This window comes from Staphylococcus sp. CoH_129_LAB_1 (assembly GCF_058191515.1).
In genome coordinates, this window is the sequence record NZ_JBXWKZ010000029.1 from 14,019 (window position 1) to 29,740 (window position 15,722).

The 15,722-nt window shown below is 29.7% G+C and carries 14 protein-coding genes and 2 tRNA genes; 11 read left to right on the forward strand and 5 right to left on the reverse strand.

Annotated features, from left to right (window positions below):
• Window positions 1-109: 109 nt before the first annotated feature.
• Genes AC2FB1_RS08845 through yhaM form a run of 3 tightly spaced genes read left to right on the forward strand, consistent with a single transcriptional unit; the run spans window position 110 to window position 5,170 of the window.
• On the forward strand, window positions 110-1,306 hold the full coding sequence (locus tag AC2FB1_RS08845) for a metallophosphoesterase family protein (protein WP_490674857.1): 1,197 nt from the start codon (window positions 110-112) through the stop codon (window positions 1,304-1,306).
• Window positions 1,296-4,232 (forward strand): AAA family ATPase, encoded by a 2,937-nt coding sequence (locus tag AC2FB1_RS08850; protein ID WP_490674858.1) that lies wholly within the window; start codon window positions 1,296-1,298, stop codon window positions 4,230-4,232. Before AC2FB1_RS08845 ends, AC2FB1_RS08850 begins: the two co-directional genes overlap by 11 nt.
• Complete coding sequence (yhaM, locus tag AC2FB1_RS08855) at window positions 4,229-5,170, forward strand: 3'-5' exoribonuclease YhaM (protein ID WP_490674860.1); 942 nt, start codon at window positions 4,229-4,231, stop codon at window positions 5,168-5,170. The genes AC2FB1_RS08850 and yhaM overlap by 4 nt, the downstream gene beginning before the upstream one ends.
• Before the next feature lie 242 nt (window positions 5,171-5,412).
• Here the strand turns inward: yhaM and prsA are convergent, their stop codons facing one another.
• From prsA to AC2FB1_RS08875, 4 genes are all read right to left on the reverse strand, one after another.
• Window positions 5,413-6,372 carry a peptidylprolyl isomerase PrsA gene (gene prsA, locus AC2FB1_RS08860; RefSeq protein WP_490674861.1) on the reverse strand — a complete coding sequence of 320 codons (960 nt, stop codon included), beginning with the start codon at window positions 6,370-6,372 and terminating at the stop codon, window positions 5,413-5,415.
• Between the two features lie 208 nt (window positions 6,373-6,580).
• Window positions 6,581-7,138, reverse strand: coding sequence for a DUF3267 domain-containing protein (locus tag AC2FB1_RS08865; protein ID WP_490674862.1), 558 nt, complete (start codon window positions 7,136-7,138; stop codon window positions 6,581-6,583).
• Window positions 7,139-7,338: 200 nt separating this feature from the next.
• Window positions 7,339-7,722, reverse strand: coding sequence for a YtxH domain-containing protein (locus AC2FB1_RS08870; RefSeq protein WP_490674863.1), 384 nt, complete (start codon window positions 7,720-7,722; stop codon window positions 7,339-7,341).
• Between the two features lie 152 nt (window positions 7,723-7,874).
• Window positions 7,875-8,300 (reverse strand): HIT family protein, encoded by a 426-nt coding sequence (locus AC2FB1_RS08875; RefSeq protein WP_490674864.1) that lies wholly within the window; start codon window positions 8,298-8,300, stop codon window positions 7,875-7,877.
• Window positions 8,301-8,435: 135 nt separating this feature from the next.
• On the opposite strand from AC2FB1_RS08875, the gene ecsA reads away from it, so the two are divergent.
• Entirely contained in the window at window positions 8,436-9,173 is a 738-nt protein-coding gene (gene ecsA / locus AC2FB1_RS08880) for an ABC transporter ATP-binding protein EcsA (RefSeq protein ID WP_490674865.1), read from the forward strand.
• Complete coding sequence (gene ecsB / locus AC2FB1_RS08885; protein WP_490674866.1) at window positions 9,170-10,393, forward strand: ABC transporter permease EcsB; 1,224 nt, start codon at window positions 9,170-9,172, stop codon at window positions 10,391-10,393. The genes ecsA and ecsB overlap by 4 nt, the downstream gene beginning before the upstream one ends.
• 48 nt (window positions 10,394-10,441) lie before the next feature.
• Here ecsB and AC2FB1_RS08890 read toward each other — a convergent pair whose 3' ends face one another.
• A complete protein-coding gene (locus tag AC2FB1_RS08890) occupies window positions 10,442-10,942 on the reverse strand; it encodes a signal transduction protein TRAP (protein ID WP_490674867.1) in 501 nt (166 codons plus the stop codon).
• Window positions 10,943-11,169: 227 nt separating this feature from the next.
• Between AC2FB1_RS08890 and hemE the strand changes: the two genes are divergently transcribed.
• From hemE to AC2FB1_RS08920, 6 genes are all read left to right on the forward strand, one after another.
• Window positions 11,170-12,207, forward strand: coding sequence for a uroporphyrinogen decarboxylase (gene hemE, locus AC2FB1_RS08895; RefSeq protein ID WP_490674868.1), 1,038 nt, complete (start codon window positions 11,170-11,172; stop codon window positions 12,205-12,207).
• A gap of 45 nt (window positions 12,208-12,252) precedes the next feature.
• Entirely contained in the window at window positions 12,253-13,176 is a 924-nt protein-coding gene (gene hemH, locus AC2FB1_RS08900) for a ferrochelatase (RefSeq protein ID WP_490674869.1), read from the forward strand.
• A gap of 18 nt (window positions 13,177-13,194) precedes the next feature.
• Complete coding sequence (hemY, locus tag AC2FB1_RS08905) at window positions 13,195-14,589, forward strand: protoporphyrinogen oxidase (protein ID WP_490674870.1); 1,395 nt, start codon at window positions 13,195-13,197, stop codon at window positions 14,587-14,589.
• Window positions 14,590-14,682: 93 nt separating this feature from the next.
• Entirely contained in the window at window positions 14,683-15,243 is a 561-nt protein-coding gene (locus tag AC2FB1_RS08910) for an RBBP9/YdeN family alpha/beta hydrolase (RefSeq protein ID WP_490674871.1), read from the forward strand.
• 316 nt (window positions 15,244-15,559) lie between these two features.
• A tRNA-Met gene (locus AC2FB1_RS08915) sits at window positions 15,560-15,633 on the forward strand.
• A gap of 14 nt (window positions 15,634-15,647) precedes the next feature.
• Window positions 15,648-15,720 (forward strand) — tRNA-Asp (locus tag AC2FB1_RS08920).
• The last annotated feature ends 2 nt before the right edge of the window (window positions 15,721-15,722 follow it).

The following is a 15,722-nucleotide window of genomic DNA, read 5'->3' on the forward strand; positions in this document are numbered from 1 at the left end:
ATTGCGTAGTTTTTTTTATGCCAAAGTTCATCGACCCATATTCATAAGATATGGTAAAATATAGTAATACATAAAGAAACCTTATCAAATATTTAAGGAGCTTAAATTAATGGTTAAATTTATTCACTGTGCAGATTTGCATCTTGATAGCCCTTTTAAATCTAAACAACAATTATCTACAAGTATTTTTGAAGATGTACAAAAAAGTGCTTATGAGAGTTTTAAAAAAATTGTTGATGTAGCACTAAAAGAAGATGTCGATTTTATGCTAATTGTAGGAGATTTATTTGATAGTGAAAATCGTACATTACGTGCTGAAATTTTTTTGAAAGAACAATTTAAACGTCTAGAAAAAGAACAAATATTTGTATACATATGTCATGGTAATCATGATCCTTTAACAACTAGAATCACAGATAATTGGCCTAATAATGTTTCAGTATTTTCAAATCGTGTTGAAACCTATCAAGCGATTACAAAAGCAGGAGAACAAATTTATATTCATGGCTTTAGTTATCAAAATAATACAAGTTATGAAAATAAAATTGATGAATATCCATCTAGTCAAGGAAATAATGGTATACATATAGGAATGCTTCATGGAACTTACAGTAAATCTAAAATAAAACAGCGGTATACTGAATTTATTTTAGAAGATCTTAATCATAAACTGTATCATTATTGGGCGCTTGGACATATTCACCAACGTCAAGAACTAAGTGATATGCCACCTATTCATTATCCAGGTAACATTCAAGGCCGCCACTTTGGAGAGTTAGGAACTAAAGGTTGTTTGCTTGTAGAAGGAGATCACTTACATCTTGAAACAACTTTCATCCCAACTCAATTTATACGTTTTGAAGAAGCTACAATTGATACTGATAAAATATCAAAGCAAGGCATCTATGAGGAAATTCAAAAGTTTAAGACACAAGTTCGTGAACAAGGTAAAGCATTTTATAGATTAACGATTAATATAGATAATGACAAAATATTATCAACACAAGATATTCTTCAAATAAGAGAAATGATTAGTGAGTATGAAGAAAATGAACATGATTTTATTGTCATCGAAGATATTATTCTTAATTATATACAGAATGAAGAAATCCCTCTTATAAATGAATTTTCTAAAGAATTAATAAATGATGACAAAGTTTTTGAAGAGGCAATGACAGATTTATATTTAAACCCAAGAGCTTCCAAATATTTAGAAGACTACACCACTTTCAATAAGGCAACACTCATTCATCGAGCTGAGAAAATATTGAAAGCTGATATGAGAGGTGAAGAAATTGATTATTAAATCACTTGAAATATATGGTTATGGTCAATTTGTACAACGTAAGATTGAATTAAATCAGACTTTTACCGAAATTTATGGGGAAAATGAAGCAGGTAAATCTACTATACAATCGTTTATCCATTCAATATTATTTGGTTTTCCAACAAAGAAAGAAAAAGAACCACGTTTAGAACCCAGAATAGGAAATCAGTATGGAGGTAAACTTACACTTATTTTAGACGATAAATCTGAAATTGAAGTTGAGCGTGTCAAAGGTAGTGCCCAAGGTGATGTAAAAGTTTATCTAGAAAATGGATTAATAAGAGATGAAGCTTGGCTTAAGAAGAAATTAAATTATATTTCAAAGAAGACATATCAAGGAATTTTTTCATTTAATGTACTTGGCTTGCAAGATATTCATCGAAATTTAGATGAACAACAATTACAAAGTTATTTACTAGAAGCAGGTGCTTTAGGCTCATCTGAATTCACATCTATGGGTCAAATTGTTAATCAAAAAAAGGCTACCCTTTATAAAAAAGCTGGGAAAAATCCAATTTTAAATCAACAAATTGAAGAATTAAAACAATTAGAAGCACAAATAAGAAATGAAGAAACCAAATTAGACGAATATCAACGTCTCATAGATGAAAAAGATAAATCAGAACGTCATCTTTCTCATTTAAAAGAAAATCTTAAGCAACTATCAAAAATGCATGAAAATAAGCAAAAGCAACTAGGACTTCATGCCCATGCTCAAGAATGGAAATCCCTTGAACATAATTTAAATATCGAGCCATTAGAGTTTCCAGAACAAGGTATCGAACGTTATGAAACGGCATTAAAATACAAACAATCACTTGATCGAGATGTAGGTTTACGAGATGAGAAGATTAGACAACTAGAAAATGAATTTGACTTAATTCAATTACCTGACGATAGAACTGTAAGTGACATGTATCATTTGTATCAACAAGAGAGTGATATTAAACAATGTGAATTAAAAGCAAACTCGTTAAAAAAAGAAATAGAAACTTTTGAACGTTCTCAACAAACATTACTAGATGATATCGGTTGGAATGAAGTTTATCATGAAGTAGATACTTCTGAAACAATGAAAGATTATATAAGCGAAAAAATTAAAAATCGTAATCATCAATTAAATCAAAAGCAACAAGTTGAACGTACGATTGATGAGAATAATATTGAACAAAAAGAAGTTGAAAAAGAAATTAAGTCATTAGAAAGTGAACTCGTCTCTGAAACAGCACTTGAAAAGAAAAAAGAATATAATCAGCAAAAAATAGAATTGCATGAAAAAGAAAATTTATACTCAAAATTAAAAGCATCTTTTGAATCAGAAAAAGAGAGAAAGCAAAAGCGATATCAATGGTTGAAAATAAGTTTCATTATTTTGGCTTTGATAAGTACTGGTTTAACTATTTTTGCATTTATTACAACTAGCATTACTTTTGGTATTATCTTTACATTTCTTACTTTGATATTTTTAGTTGGTTTATTCTTCAGTAAAAACAAAGATATTGATTATAGCGAAACAATTAGTGATGAAATTAGTGATTTAGAACAGCAACTTAAAGCACTCGAAGATAAATACGATTTAGATTTTAATCTAGATGATCAGTACCAATTACGTGAACGCTGGAATAATGCTAACAATACTAAAACAGTACTTTCTAATAAACTTAACCATCAACAATCGGTCTTATCAGATATCCAGTCTTCAATTGATGCATTGACACAGGATATTTCTGAAATTAAAAAAGATATTAAAGTATCAGATAAAATGTCAAATGAACGTTTAGTAGATAGTTTGAAAACAATGAATCAACTTAAAGCTAATGACAAACAACTTAGTAAATTATTATTAGAGAACTTAGAGATAAACCAAAACTTAATAAATTTCTATGATCATGCTCAAAATGTTACAAATAATAATTTAGATGAATTCAATAAACTATCTTTATTTAATGATTTAAAACGTTGGATTTCTCAGTATGAAAATAAAAAAGAAAAGAAAGCTCAATTGCAGAGTCAATTAAGTTTATTAAGTAAAGAATTAAAACAATTGGAAAGTCGATTAGATGAAAATAGAACGACTATTAATGAATTGTTTAAATATATTGAGGTTCAAAATGAAGAGCAATATTATCAACACTATGAAGCTTACCAACATTATCAACAACAACTTGCACGTTTTAATGATTTATCTTCTTATTTGAGCAATCATGAATTTTCTTATGAGGATAGTTCAGTTCTTAGTGAAAAAACAACTGCACAATTAGAAGAAGAAGATAAAATGTTAGCGCAACAAGTGGATGATTATAATGAAAAATATCTAGATAAACAAACAGAAGTGAGTGAACTTACTGCACGTATCAATCAAATGGAAACGGATAAAACATTATCACAACTACGTCATCAATATTATAATTTAAAAAATAGAATGAATGATATTGCTAAAGATTGGGCGAGTCTAAGTTATCTTGAAACACTAGTGAGTGAACATATTAAACAAATTAAAGATAAACGCTTACCATATGTGATTGATGAAGCTATTAATATTTTTAAATCATTAACGAATGATAATTATAATTTAATTTCATACGAAAACGACTCAATTATGGTTAAGCATCGAAATGGTCAAATGTACCATCCACTTGAATTAAGTCAATCAACTAAGGAATTGCTTTATATTTCATTAAGAATTAGTTTAATTAAGGTTTTAAAACCTTATTATCCATTCCCAATCATCATAGATGATGCATTTGTTCATTTTGATAAACAAAGAAAAACAATGATGTTAAACTATTTAAGAGAATTAGCAAAAGAACATCAAGTATTATATTTCACATGTACAAAAGATACTACGATTCCTTCTCGAGAAATGCTGATATTAAATAAAAATGAGGAAGGCGGTAAACGATGAGAAACGTAGAAAAATTAAATCCTGGTGATTCGGTTGAGAATTTTTTCTTAATCCATAGAGCAACACAAGGTGTGACAGCACAAGGTAAAGATTATATGACATTATATCTACAAGATAAAAGTGGAGATATTGAAGCCAAACTATGGACAGTCACTAAAGATGACATGAAAATCCTAAAACCTGAAGTAATTGTATGGGTAAAAGGGGATGTTATTAACTATCGTGGCCGTAAACAAATGAAAGTCAATCAATTTCGATTAGCAACAGCTGAAGATGGAGTGAAGACACAAGACTTTGTAGATGGTGCACCACTTTCACCAAATGAAATTCAAGATGAATTATCTCATTTCATCCTAGAAATAGAAAATGCTCATTTACAGAGAATTACTCGTCATTTATTAAAAAAATATCAAGATAAATTCTTTACTTATCCTGCAGCAAGTTCACATCATCACAACTTTGTAGGAGGGCTAAGTTATCATGTGCTTACAATGTTGAAAATTGCCAAATCTTTATGTGATATTTATCCATTATTAAACAAAAGTTTGTTATATAGTGCGATTATATTGCATGATATAGGTAAAGTAAGAGAATTAAGTGGGCCAGTTGCTACTACATATACGGTAGAAGGAAATCTGCTTGGACATATATCGATTGCTAGTGATGAGGTAGCTGAAGCTGCCAAAGAACTAGGTATCGACAGTGAAGAAGTAATGTTACTACGCCATATGATTTTAGCTCATCATGGAAAAATGGAGTTTGGTTCTCCTAAATTGCCACACCTAAAAGAAGCAGAAATTTTATTCTTTATTGACAATATTGACGCAAAAATGAATATGTTTGATAAAGCATTTAAGAAAACAGAAAAAGGGCAATTTACTGAAAGAATATTCGGTATGGATAATCGTCAGTTTTATAATCCAGAGAAATTAGATTAATTTAAATAGACGAAAGAGAAGAGCAGGACAGAATTCATTTTGAATTCGCCCGTCTTACCCGGATCCTGAGCTTCAACTTTCTTTGGACCGTAGACTTTGTTTATAAAAGTCTCTATGTTGGGTCCATCAGTATTGAAAAATTTTTGGTACAAGTGTATCTTTAATTCAATCATTGCCTGCTAAAATATTAAAAATGCCTGAGACAACTCATAATGTCTCAGGCATTTTTTGATTTATGAAAATTATGAAGATAAACCTGCTGAAGATGAATTACTTTGTTGTTCTTTTAATTTTTCTGGATTAAGAATAGTGTCTTCTACAGATTTTTTAATATCACTATCTTTATAATCTACGTCGTATTCTTTTAATAAGTCTTTATAAGCATTAGTCAATAGTTTTGGATTTTTTTGAACTTTTTGTTCAATAATTTTGGTTTTCAATTGAGATTTTTGTTTATTAAAGTCATCTTCTTTATCAGCTTTGATAATATGATAGCCATATTCCGTTTTAACAACATCTGAAATTTGACCTTCTTTTAGTTTGAATAAAGCTTTATCAAAATTATCGACCATTTGTCCTTTAACTACGTAACTTAATGAGCCACCTTTTTTAGCTGTAGCAGAATCCATTGATTCTTTTTTAGCAATTTTATCAAATTTACTTGGGTTTTTTTCAACTTCTTTTTGAATTTCTTCAGCTTTTGCTTTCGCTTTTTTATCTGATAAGCCTTCTTTATCGCTATCAGATTTAACTTTAATTAAAATATGCGATGCTTTCTTAGTTTCATTTTTTATTTCTTTGTCAGAAACTTTGACTTTATCATTAAGTAATTGTTTTTGGTAGGTAGACAGTTTTTTCTGTTCTTTATAATCATCAAGTGACATACCTTGTTGTTTTAGCATACTTTCAAATTGATCTTTACCACCATATTGTTTTTCTTCTTTTTTAATATCATCATCGATACTCTTAGTATCAACTTTATCTTTATATTTATCAGCTAAAATTTTATTTAACTCAATACTAAATGATGTGCTAGCAATTTGATCTTTACCAATTTTATCCATAACATCTTTAACTGTTACATTACCAGCCTTTGAAGAAATTAATGTATTATCTTTAGAATCTGTAGAATGAGAACTACATCCTCCAAGTAATAAAGCACCTGCTGTAACAGGGACAATGAGTTTATTCATAATTTTCATAGTTGATAGCTCCTTTTTGTATGTTAACAAAGCTACTATAACATAATATAATTATTCCACCAATTAATAAAAGATGATTTACAACTAAAGTATTAGATAATTAAAATAAAAAATAGTCTACGACATCATACGTTGTCATAGACTACTTAATATATTCAAAATAACCAAGAAAATTTATTTCGATGATGAAAACTATTCTATTTATATATTAGAAATTTGAATGAAATGGCACTTTTGTTAGTAAATTGATACCCGTTTGGTGTTCTTCAACAAATTGCCCTTCTTTAGAAAAAAGAATAATTTTTAAGTATAAAAAATCCATAACTGATAAACCAAGATTTAAGGAAAGCAAGAACATAAAATAATGACCATAACTTGGAAAATGATAAGTCAGGAAAATTAAAATACTTGTAATTATTAAAAATGGCAAAATAAGATTAATACAAAAATAAAACTTACGTACAGGTGTATTAACATAAGTATTAAAATAAGGAAGCCATTTTTTCTTATTCAACTTATACAATCTAAACGCATGCATATATGGTAAAAAGAAGAATAAATGTATTGATTTGTGAATAGGATACATAAGAATGATAAATAATAGTAAAAGTAAAAAATATTTATCTGATAAAGGCGTTTTAACAAAATAATACATAATTTCATAGCTAATTAAAAACGCAATAATAGTTGTTACAATACTTAAAAAAGCAAGTCTTGGGACACCAAATCGCGCATGGATATCTATATGACGTTTACATAAAAACATAACTCCACCTCGAAATAGGTTGTTTAATATACGGTAGGTATTATCTAACTAACTTGCGTTATCGTCAAGACTATTTTTAATAGTGATTGTGATATAGAGGTGTGTGGTCATATTTAAAATTGTATATTAATAAAAAAAGCTATAAAGAAATCCATTAATGTAAATTTCTTTATAGCTAAATTCAACCTACTGTTAGTGCTCTATTTTTCATTATTATTATCTTTTGAAAATGTATTACTAATTTCTTCTCCACGATTTTGAAGATTCTCAATATGAGATTTTAATTTTTCAATATTAGGATTGATATCAGATTTAAAATCTCCAATTAAATTTTTAAATTCGCCAACGATATCGCTACCTTGTTGTACACTATCATTTTTCACTTGTTTACTATAATCAATAATATTATAGAAACTACGTTTAATTGTTTCGACTTCGCGTTCTAGTTCTGAGCGAGCACCAGCAGGAACTTTTTGTTCAGAGGCATTAGCATTATATTCTTGTTGGTCACGATTCATCCATGATACAGCAATACCAGAAGCAAGTCCTACACCAATACCAAATAATACACGTGTAACTTTCATTTTTTATTCTCCTCACTATTATGTCGTTAATAGAATAAATATTATCATTTTATTAAGTAAGTAACGATTCATTTAAACTACTCACTATAAATATGACATCGACACATTGATTTCATTTTATATTACCCGAAAATGATATTCAATATGCAGAATTATTCAAATTGAGCTTTAATTTGTTCAGCAATTTCTTTTTTTTGATTATCATTAATTTCTTTTTCATGTGTTTCCCATTGATAACCAAAACCATCAATATCGTTTTTATAACGCGGAAGGAAATGGAAATGTAAATGAAACACTGATTGATCAGCAAATTCTCCATTGTTTTGAATAATATTTAAACCATCAGGCTGAAATGCTTTTTTAATAGCATTAGCAACTTTAGGAATAGCTACTCCAATATGTTTCATTGTTTCTTCATCAGTTTCAAAAATATTTGGAGAAGCTTTTTTCGGAATTAAAAGTGTGTGTCCTTTAGTAACTTGAGAAATATCTAAAAATGCATAAACATAATCATTCTCATAAACCTTATAGCTTGGAATTTCACCTGTAAGTATCTTACCAAAAACAGTCTCAGACATAATTAAATGCACTCCTTTAACCTATTTTTATACACTATTATAACATTGTTATTTTAAAAATTCGTCATTGAGTTATAGTAAACTTTAGTAGTTATATAATGATTTTGGTACAATATAATTCATGGAGGTGCCTTAATGACAGTTAAAGTTGAACATTTAACAGGAGGATATGGTAAACGTCCTGTTATTGAAAATATAAATTTTGAATTAAAAAAAGGAGAAATTGTAGGGTTAATTGGTCTCAATGGCGCTGGAAAAAGTACTACAATTAAGCATATGCTCGGATTATTAACACCGATGGAAGGAACACTCTCGATTTCTGAAACTAATATTAATGACGATATTGAAATTTATCGTCGTAAACTATCATATATTCCTGAATCGCCAGTTATTTATGAAGAGTTAACATTAGAAGAACACATTGCCATGACTGCTATGGCTTATCAAATAAGTAAAGAAGAAGCAATGAAACGTGCGCGTCCTCTACTAAAGACATTTAGACTTGAAAATGAACTTAATATTTTTCCTAGTCATTTTTCAAAAGGAATGAAACAAAAAGTAATGATTATATGCGCATTTATTGTCAATCCTGAACTTTATATTATTGATGAACCGTTTCTTGGTTTAGATCCATTAGGGATACAATCAATGCTTGATTTGATGGTTGAGAAGAAAAACGAAGGACGTACAGTACTCATGAGTACCCATATTCTTGCAACTGCTGAAAGATATTGCGATCGATTCATTATTTTAGATAAAGGTAAAGTCGTTGCTTTTGGAAATTTAGAAGAATTACGTGAACAAACAGGTCTTAAAGATCAGACACTTGATGATATCTATATCCATGTTACGCAAGGTGGTCAAGCGACATGAATAATGAAGCTATAGCATTATTTAAACAACGTTATAATGCAATAAAAAAAGAAAAACATTATTATAATAAATTTATTTTTAATGGTCATTTTACTGTGTTCTTAGTTATTTTATTAGGAGCATTTATATTAGGATATGGTCAGTGGTTGCAACATATCCCCAAATATATTGATTATGCATTCTTTGTAAGTATTGCAATTGCTTTAACTTCTATTTTTCCTTTTCGAACATTTTTAAAAGATGCTGACAAGTTATTCTTGCTTCCTTTTGAAAAGAACATGGATGATTATATAAAACTTGGTGTAAGATATAGTTATTTTAATCGGATAATATTACAAATTGTGCTATTAATTGTGTTATTTCCTATTTTTTATAAGCTGAATCAACAATTAGTTGTACCTTATATTGTAATGAGTATGTTAGCACTTATTCATCCCGTCCTAGGATTACGTCTGAAATGGCAATGGTATCTTGCGAGATTGTCTCAATGGATTTTAAATGTATTAATATATTTACTTAATTTTATTACGTATTATCTCGTTTTAAGATACCAATTATATTTTGCTATCATATTAACAATTGTTTTATTTGGTATGGCGTATATTATACCTAAAATAAAGGGCCATATGTTATTTCCATGGGAACAGTTGATTTCAGTAGAAGAAAGACATCATACAAACTATTATAAATTTGTAAATATGTTTACTGATGTTAAACATTTAAAAGAAACTGCAGTAAGACGAAAATATTTAGATTTTCTTTTACCAACACCAAAAGGACGTCGTTTTAATTCGAATAATATGTATCTTTATTTATTTGTGAGAAGTTTTGTGAGAGGGAAGAATACATTAAGTATTATTCTTCGACTTGTGGTTATAGCACTAGTACTTATGATTTGGCTTTCTCATCCACTTGTTGCTATCATAATTGGCAGTTTATTTATGTATATTATTTTACTGCAAATGTCTCAATTTTATACACAACAAGCGTATGGATTATGGCCCCAGGTTTGGCCTGTATCAGATAGTGAAGTCATTAAGGGATATGAAAAATTTTTATATCGCCTTATGATTATTGTTGGTATTGTTTTCACAATGATATTTGTAGTTTTTTATACAAAATACTTCTTTTTTGCAATTGTATTCTTTATTGTAGGTTGGTTGACGATTAGAAGTACGATTAAAAAATTACAATATCAAGAAACTTTATTAAGAGATTGAAAAAGGGAACTTAAGATGTATAAAAACATTCTTAAGTTCCTTTTTATTTTAATCTTTAATCGGATATAAATATCTTTCAAAGTAGCTTGAATGTTGACTGCTTGAGCCAAAATAATGTCTCAATGCTTCTTTAGAGAAATAATCATTAAACATATCAGATGATTTGAAATCCTCGTATGTTTGACGATTAGCGAAGCCAAAATAAATCTTATAAGTAGTGCCTTCTTCTGGTCTTAAGAAATGATAACTTTTAAAACCAGCAAATTGACTGAAATCTAAATTTAAATTTGCAATATGTTTTTCTAGTTGATTGACATGGTCATCTGAACTTGGAATGAAGATAGCTGAATAGAAATGTTGATTATTAAGTTCATTTATTTCATTAATAACTTCATAAGTAGTAGGATGTTTAAGTACAGATTTAGCTTCGGTTTCTTCAATAATGACTGAAGAATCATTAGTTGAATAAATAAATAGATGATTTTCAGGATGATTTAAACGAATTTGATTTAAATAGCCATATGTTCCGTAAGTTGTATATATTTTCATAAGCCCTACCTCCTTTATTTATGTATATTATACGATTAAATGATAAGACTGGCTATGATAAATCATTTAAATGATTTATTTAAATAGTCTCACTTACTATTGAAAATTTAAAATAAAAAATAGTTGAAAGTGCTTTGTCATTTTTATGACATTTAATATTTTAGAAACGCGAAAATCTTTATGATGTGATATTATGAATAAGAATGATTTTAATTTAGGAGGATAAGATGGTGCATAAAAAAAATAATACAATTTTACAAACAATTAAAGGGGAATCAACCTCACACACACCTGTGTGGTTTATGCGCCAAGCTGGCAGATCGCAACCAGAATATCGCAAATTAAAAGAAAAATATTCACTTTTTGATATTACACATCAACCAGAACTTTGTGCATATGTAACGCATCTACCTGTTGATAATTACAATACTGACGCAGCAGTGTTATATAAAGACATTATGACACCACTTAAGCCAATCGGGGTAGATGTTGAAATTCAATCTGGTATAGGTCCTGTAATAAACAATCCTATTAAATCTGTAAAAGATGTAGAAAAATTAACTCAAATTGATCCAAAAAGAGATGTTCCTTATGTGCTTGAAACAATTAAAATTTTAACTGAAGAAAAATTAAAAGTGCCTTTAATTGGATTTACGGGTGCACCGTTTACGTTAGCATCTTATATGATTGAAGGTGGACCTTCTAAAAATTACACATTTACTAAGGCAATGATGTATGGCGATGAAGAAACCTGGTTTGCTTTAATGAATCATCTTGTAGATATTTCAATTAAATATGTAACGGCTCAAGTTGAGGCAGGTGCAGAATTAATTCAAATTTTTGATTCGTGGGTAGGTGCACTTAATGTACAGGATTATCGATATTATATTAAACCATTTATGGAGCGATTAATCCGTGGTATTAAAAAGACACACAATATCCCAGTGATACTATTTGGCGTAGGCGCTAGTCATCTCATTAATGAATGGAACGATTTGAACATAGATGTATTAGGGTTAGACTGGCGTACATCAATTCTGCAAGCAGATCAATTAGGTGTAGATAAAACATTGCAAGGTAATTTAGATCCTTCATTGTTACTAGCACCATGGGATGTATTAGAAAAAAGAGTTAAAGCAATTCTTGATGAAGGATTACAAAGAGGTAAACACATATTTAATTTAGGTCATGGCGTTTTCCCAGAAGTTCAACCAGATACACTTAAAAAAGTAACACGACTGGTTCATGATTACACACAAAAATAGAATTAGAATCATAAAAATTTATTTTTAAAAGGGAAGGTTTTAAGAATGACTAAAACAATAGGTTTATTAGTAATGGCATATGGTACGCCTTATAAAGAAAGTGACATTGAGCCATACTATACAGATATAAGACATGGTAAAAGACCGACTGATGAAGAACTTCAAGATTTAAAAAATCGATATGAATTTATAGGTGGACTTTCTCCACTTGCAGGTACGACAGATCGTCAAGCTGAGGCGCTTACAGTTGCTCTTAATAAAACGTATGATGATATAGAATTTAAATTATATTTAGGATTGAAGCATATTTCTCCTTATATTGAAGAAGCAGTCGAAAAAATGCATAATGATGGTATTACAGAGGCAGTTACAGTCGTATTAGCGCCACATTATTCAAGTTTTTCAGTTGGTTCATATAATAAACGTGCAAAAGAAGAAGCGGACAAATATGGCATACAACTTCATCATGTTGAACATTATTATCATCAACCTAAATTTATTGAATACTGGACGAATAAAGTAAATGAAACATTAGCTAAAATTCCAGAAGAAGAACATGATGAAACAATTTTAATTGTATCTGCGCACAGTTTACCTAAAGGATTAATAGAAAGAAATAATGATCCATATCCTAATGAAATTAAAGATACTATGAGTCGTTTAGAAGCTTCTACAAATATTAAACACGTAGCACAAGGATGGCAATCTGAAGGTAATACGGGTACGCCTTGGTTAGGACCAGATGTGCAAGATTTAACACGTAAATTGTATAATGAACATCATTATAAAAACTTTATTTATGCACCAGTTGGATTTGTTTGTGAACATCTTGAAGTACTTTACGATAACGATTATGAATGTAAAGTTGTTTGCGATGGCATAGGTGCGAATTACTACCGCCCAGAGATGCCTAATACAGATCCATTGTTTATAGGTGCAATTGTCGACGAAATAAAAACAGTTTTTTAAAAAGGAAGGGACAAAGTTGTGAGTAAAAAAGTTGCAATTATAGGTGCTGGAATTACAGGTCTAGCCAGTGCATATTATTTTAAACATTATAATAAAGACATAGATGTAACTATTTTTGAGGCAACTTCAAGACCTGGAGGTAAAATTCAAACTTATCGACGTGATGGTTATACTATTGAACTAGGTCCAGAATCCTATTTAGGTCGAAAAACGATTATGACAGATTTAGCAAAAGATATAGGTCTTGAAGATGATTTAATTACTAATCAAACAGGACAATCATACATTTTTGCTAAGAACCATTTGTATACTATTCCAGGCGGTTCAATTATGGGGATTCCAACAGATGTTAAGCCTTTCTTAAACACAAGCTTAATTTCAACGTTAGGCAAACTAAGAGCAGGATTAGATTTATTTATTCCGCCTATTAAAATAAAAGATGATATTTCGGTTGGTGAATTCTTTAGAAAACGTTTAGGTAATGAAATGCTCGAGAATTTAATTGAGCCTCTAATGGGAGGTATCTATGGAACAGATATTGATCAATTAAGTTTGATGAGTACATTCCCTGACTTTAAATATAAAGAAGAATCATATGGCAGTTTAATTAAAGGAATGAAACATGAAAAGCGCGAACGTACAAAAAAACGTCAGCTTTATCCTGGTGCGCCGAAAGGACAATTTAAACAATTTAGACATGGTTTAAGTTCATTTATTGAAGCACTTGCTAAAGATATTGAACAAAAGGGTGTAGACATCAAATATAATACTCCAGTAGAAGATATTCATATTCATGACGATAATTATGAGATTATTACAAATAATAGTCGAGACGCGTTTGATGGGTTACTTGTTACAACGCCACATCAAACATTTATGAAATGGTTTAATCATGATCCTGCATTTAAATATTTTAATACTATGGATTCAACAACTGTTGCGACAGTAGTTTTTGCATTTGATGAGAAAAATATCGAAAATACTTATAATGGTACTGGATTCGTAATTGCAAGAACAAGTCAAACTGATATTACTGCATGTACTTGGACGACTAAAAAATGGCCATTTACAACACCAAAAGGTAAAGTGTTATTGCGGGCGTATGTAGGAAAGCCTGGTGATTCTGTTGTAGACGACCATACTGATGAAGAAATTGCAAACATCGCACGTCGAGATTTGAGTAAAATGATGACATTTAAAGGTGCTCCAGATTTTACCATTGTGAATCGATTACCAAAGAGTATGCCACAGTATCATATTGGTCATATAACTCAAATTCGCAATATACAAAATCATGTAAAACGCCAATATAGAGGTTTACGAATCACAGGTGCGCCGTTTGAAGCGGTAGGGCTACCGGATTGTATACAACAAGGAAAAAATGCTGTTGAAGAATTATTAGATGAACTATAAGGTAAACATAATCTATAAGCACTTTTTAGAGGTTTTCATTCTCTTTGAAGTGCTTTATTTTACATAGATAATAATTAAAGGAGAAATGAATAAATGACAGATGTAATTATTGTACATTCACAAATAGGAAATGCATATAATCATTGGTATCAATGGTTAAAACATAACTTAGCTCTTGAAGGATATAATGTACAGTTATTTAATTTAGATAAGGATGATAACAAACAAATAGACACGTGGCTAAAGGCTATGAAACAACAAATTAAAATCAATCATCAAGATACGTATATTGTCACACATGGTTTTGGTTCTATCGCTGCTTTGAAATTTATTGAACAATTAGATTTAAAATATCCAATAGAAGGCTTTTTTAGTATTGCTGGATTTAAAGAAGATGCTCAAGATATTGATGAATCTGTTAATTTAGAAAATGTAACAATTGATTATGATAAAATTAAGAAAAAAGTTAAACACTTCTATGGTCTTGCATCTAAAAATGATAACCATGTTTCGTATAAGGAAACTGAAAAGTTATTACAAGCACTAGGAGGAGCAGTCCGAATTGTTGAAGAAGGAGGGCATTTCCTAGAAGAAGAAGGATTTGTTTCTTTCAGTGAATTACAAGAAAAAATACAAAAATATATGACACAATAGCTTTTAGAGTGAAAAAAGTATATGAAAAGTGATGTGAATTTATGAGGATTTATATCCAAATAATCCCATAAAATAAAATTTTTTATGTGTAGTGTTTTTTTGCACAAATTAATTTGTGATTTTTATTGACTATATAGATGTTAATATATATACTGATAAAGTATTGAAAAAAGCACAACTTAAAAAATAATTATCTCATAATTATTTGAATTTATGATTAAAGTATTGTAAAAATTATTTAAAAAAAGTGTTGACATTACGGTGGCTTAAATGATATATTAATAAAGTACTTGTTTGAAGTGCTAAATAATATTAGCGCGGGATGGAGCAGTTCGGTAGCTCGTCGGGCTCATAACCCGAAGGTCGGTGGTTCAAATCCGCCTCCCGCAATACATAGTTTTATAGGTCTCGTAGTGTAGCGGTTAACACGCCTGCCTGTCACGCAGGAGATCGCGGGTTCGATTCCCGTCGAGACCGCC

Coding starts and splice junctions, on each gene's coding strand:
- AC2FB1_RS08845 (WP_490674857.1), top strand. CDS start 110: ATGGTTAAATTTATTCACTGTGCAGATTTGCATCTTGATAGCCCTTTT.
- yhaM (WP_490674860.1), top strand. CDS start 4,229: ATGAGAAACGTAGAAAAATTAAATCCTGGTGATTCGGTTGAGAATTTT.
- prsA (WP_490674861.1), bottom strand. CDS start 6,372: ATGAAAATTATGAATAAACTCATTGTCCCTGTTACAGCAGGTGCTTTA.
- AC2FB1_RS08865 (WP_490674862.1), bottom strand. CDS start 7,138: ATGTTTTTATGTAAACGTCATATAGATATCCATGCGCGATTTGGTGTC.
- AC2FB1_RS08870 (WP_490674863.1), bottom strand. CDS start 7,722: ATGAAAGTTACACGTGTATTATTTGGTATTGGTGTAGGACTTGCTTCT.
- AC2FB1_RS08875 (WP_490674864.1), bottom strand. CDS start 8,300: ATGTCTGAGACTGTTTTTGGTAAGATACTTACAGGTGAAATTCCAAGC.
- ecsA (WP_490674865.1), top strand. CDS start 8,436: ATGACAGTTAAAGTTGAACATTTAACAGGAGGATATGGTAAACGTCCT.
- ecsB (WP_490674866.1), top strand. CDS start 9,170: ATGAATAATGAAGCTATAGCATTATTTAAACAACGTTATAATGCAATA.
- AC2FB1_RS08890 (WP_490674867.1), bottom strand. CDS start 10,942: ATGAAAATATATACAACTTACGGAACATATGGCTATTTAAATCAAATT.
- hemE (WP_490674868.1), top strand. CDS start 11,170: ATGGTGCATAAAAAAAATAATACAATTTTACAAACAATTAAAGGGGAA.
- hemH (WP_490674869.1), top strand. CDS start 12,253: ATGACTAAAACAATAGGTTTATTAGTAATGGCATATGGTACGCCTTAT.
- AC2FB1_RS08910 (WP_490674871.1), top strand. CDS start 14,683: ATGACAGATGTAATTATTGTACATTCACAAATAGGAAATGCATATAAT.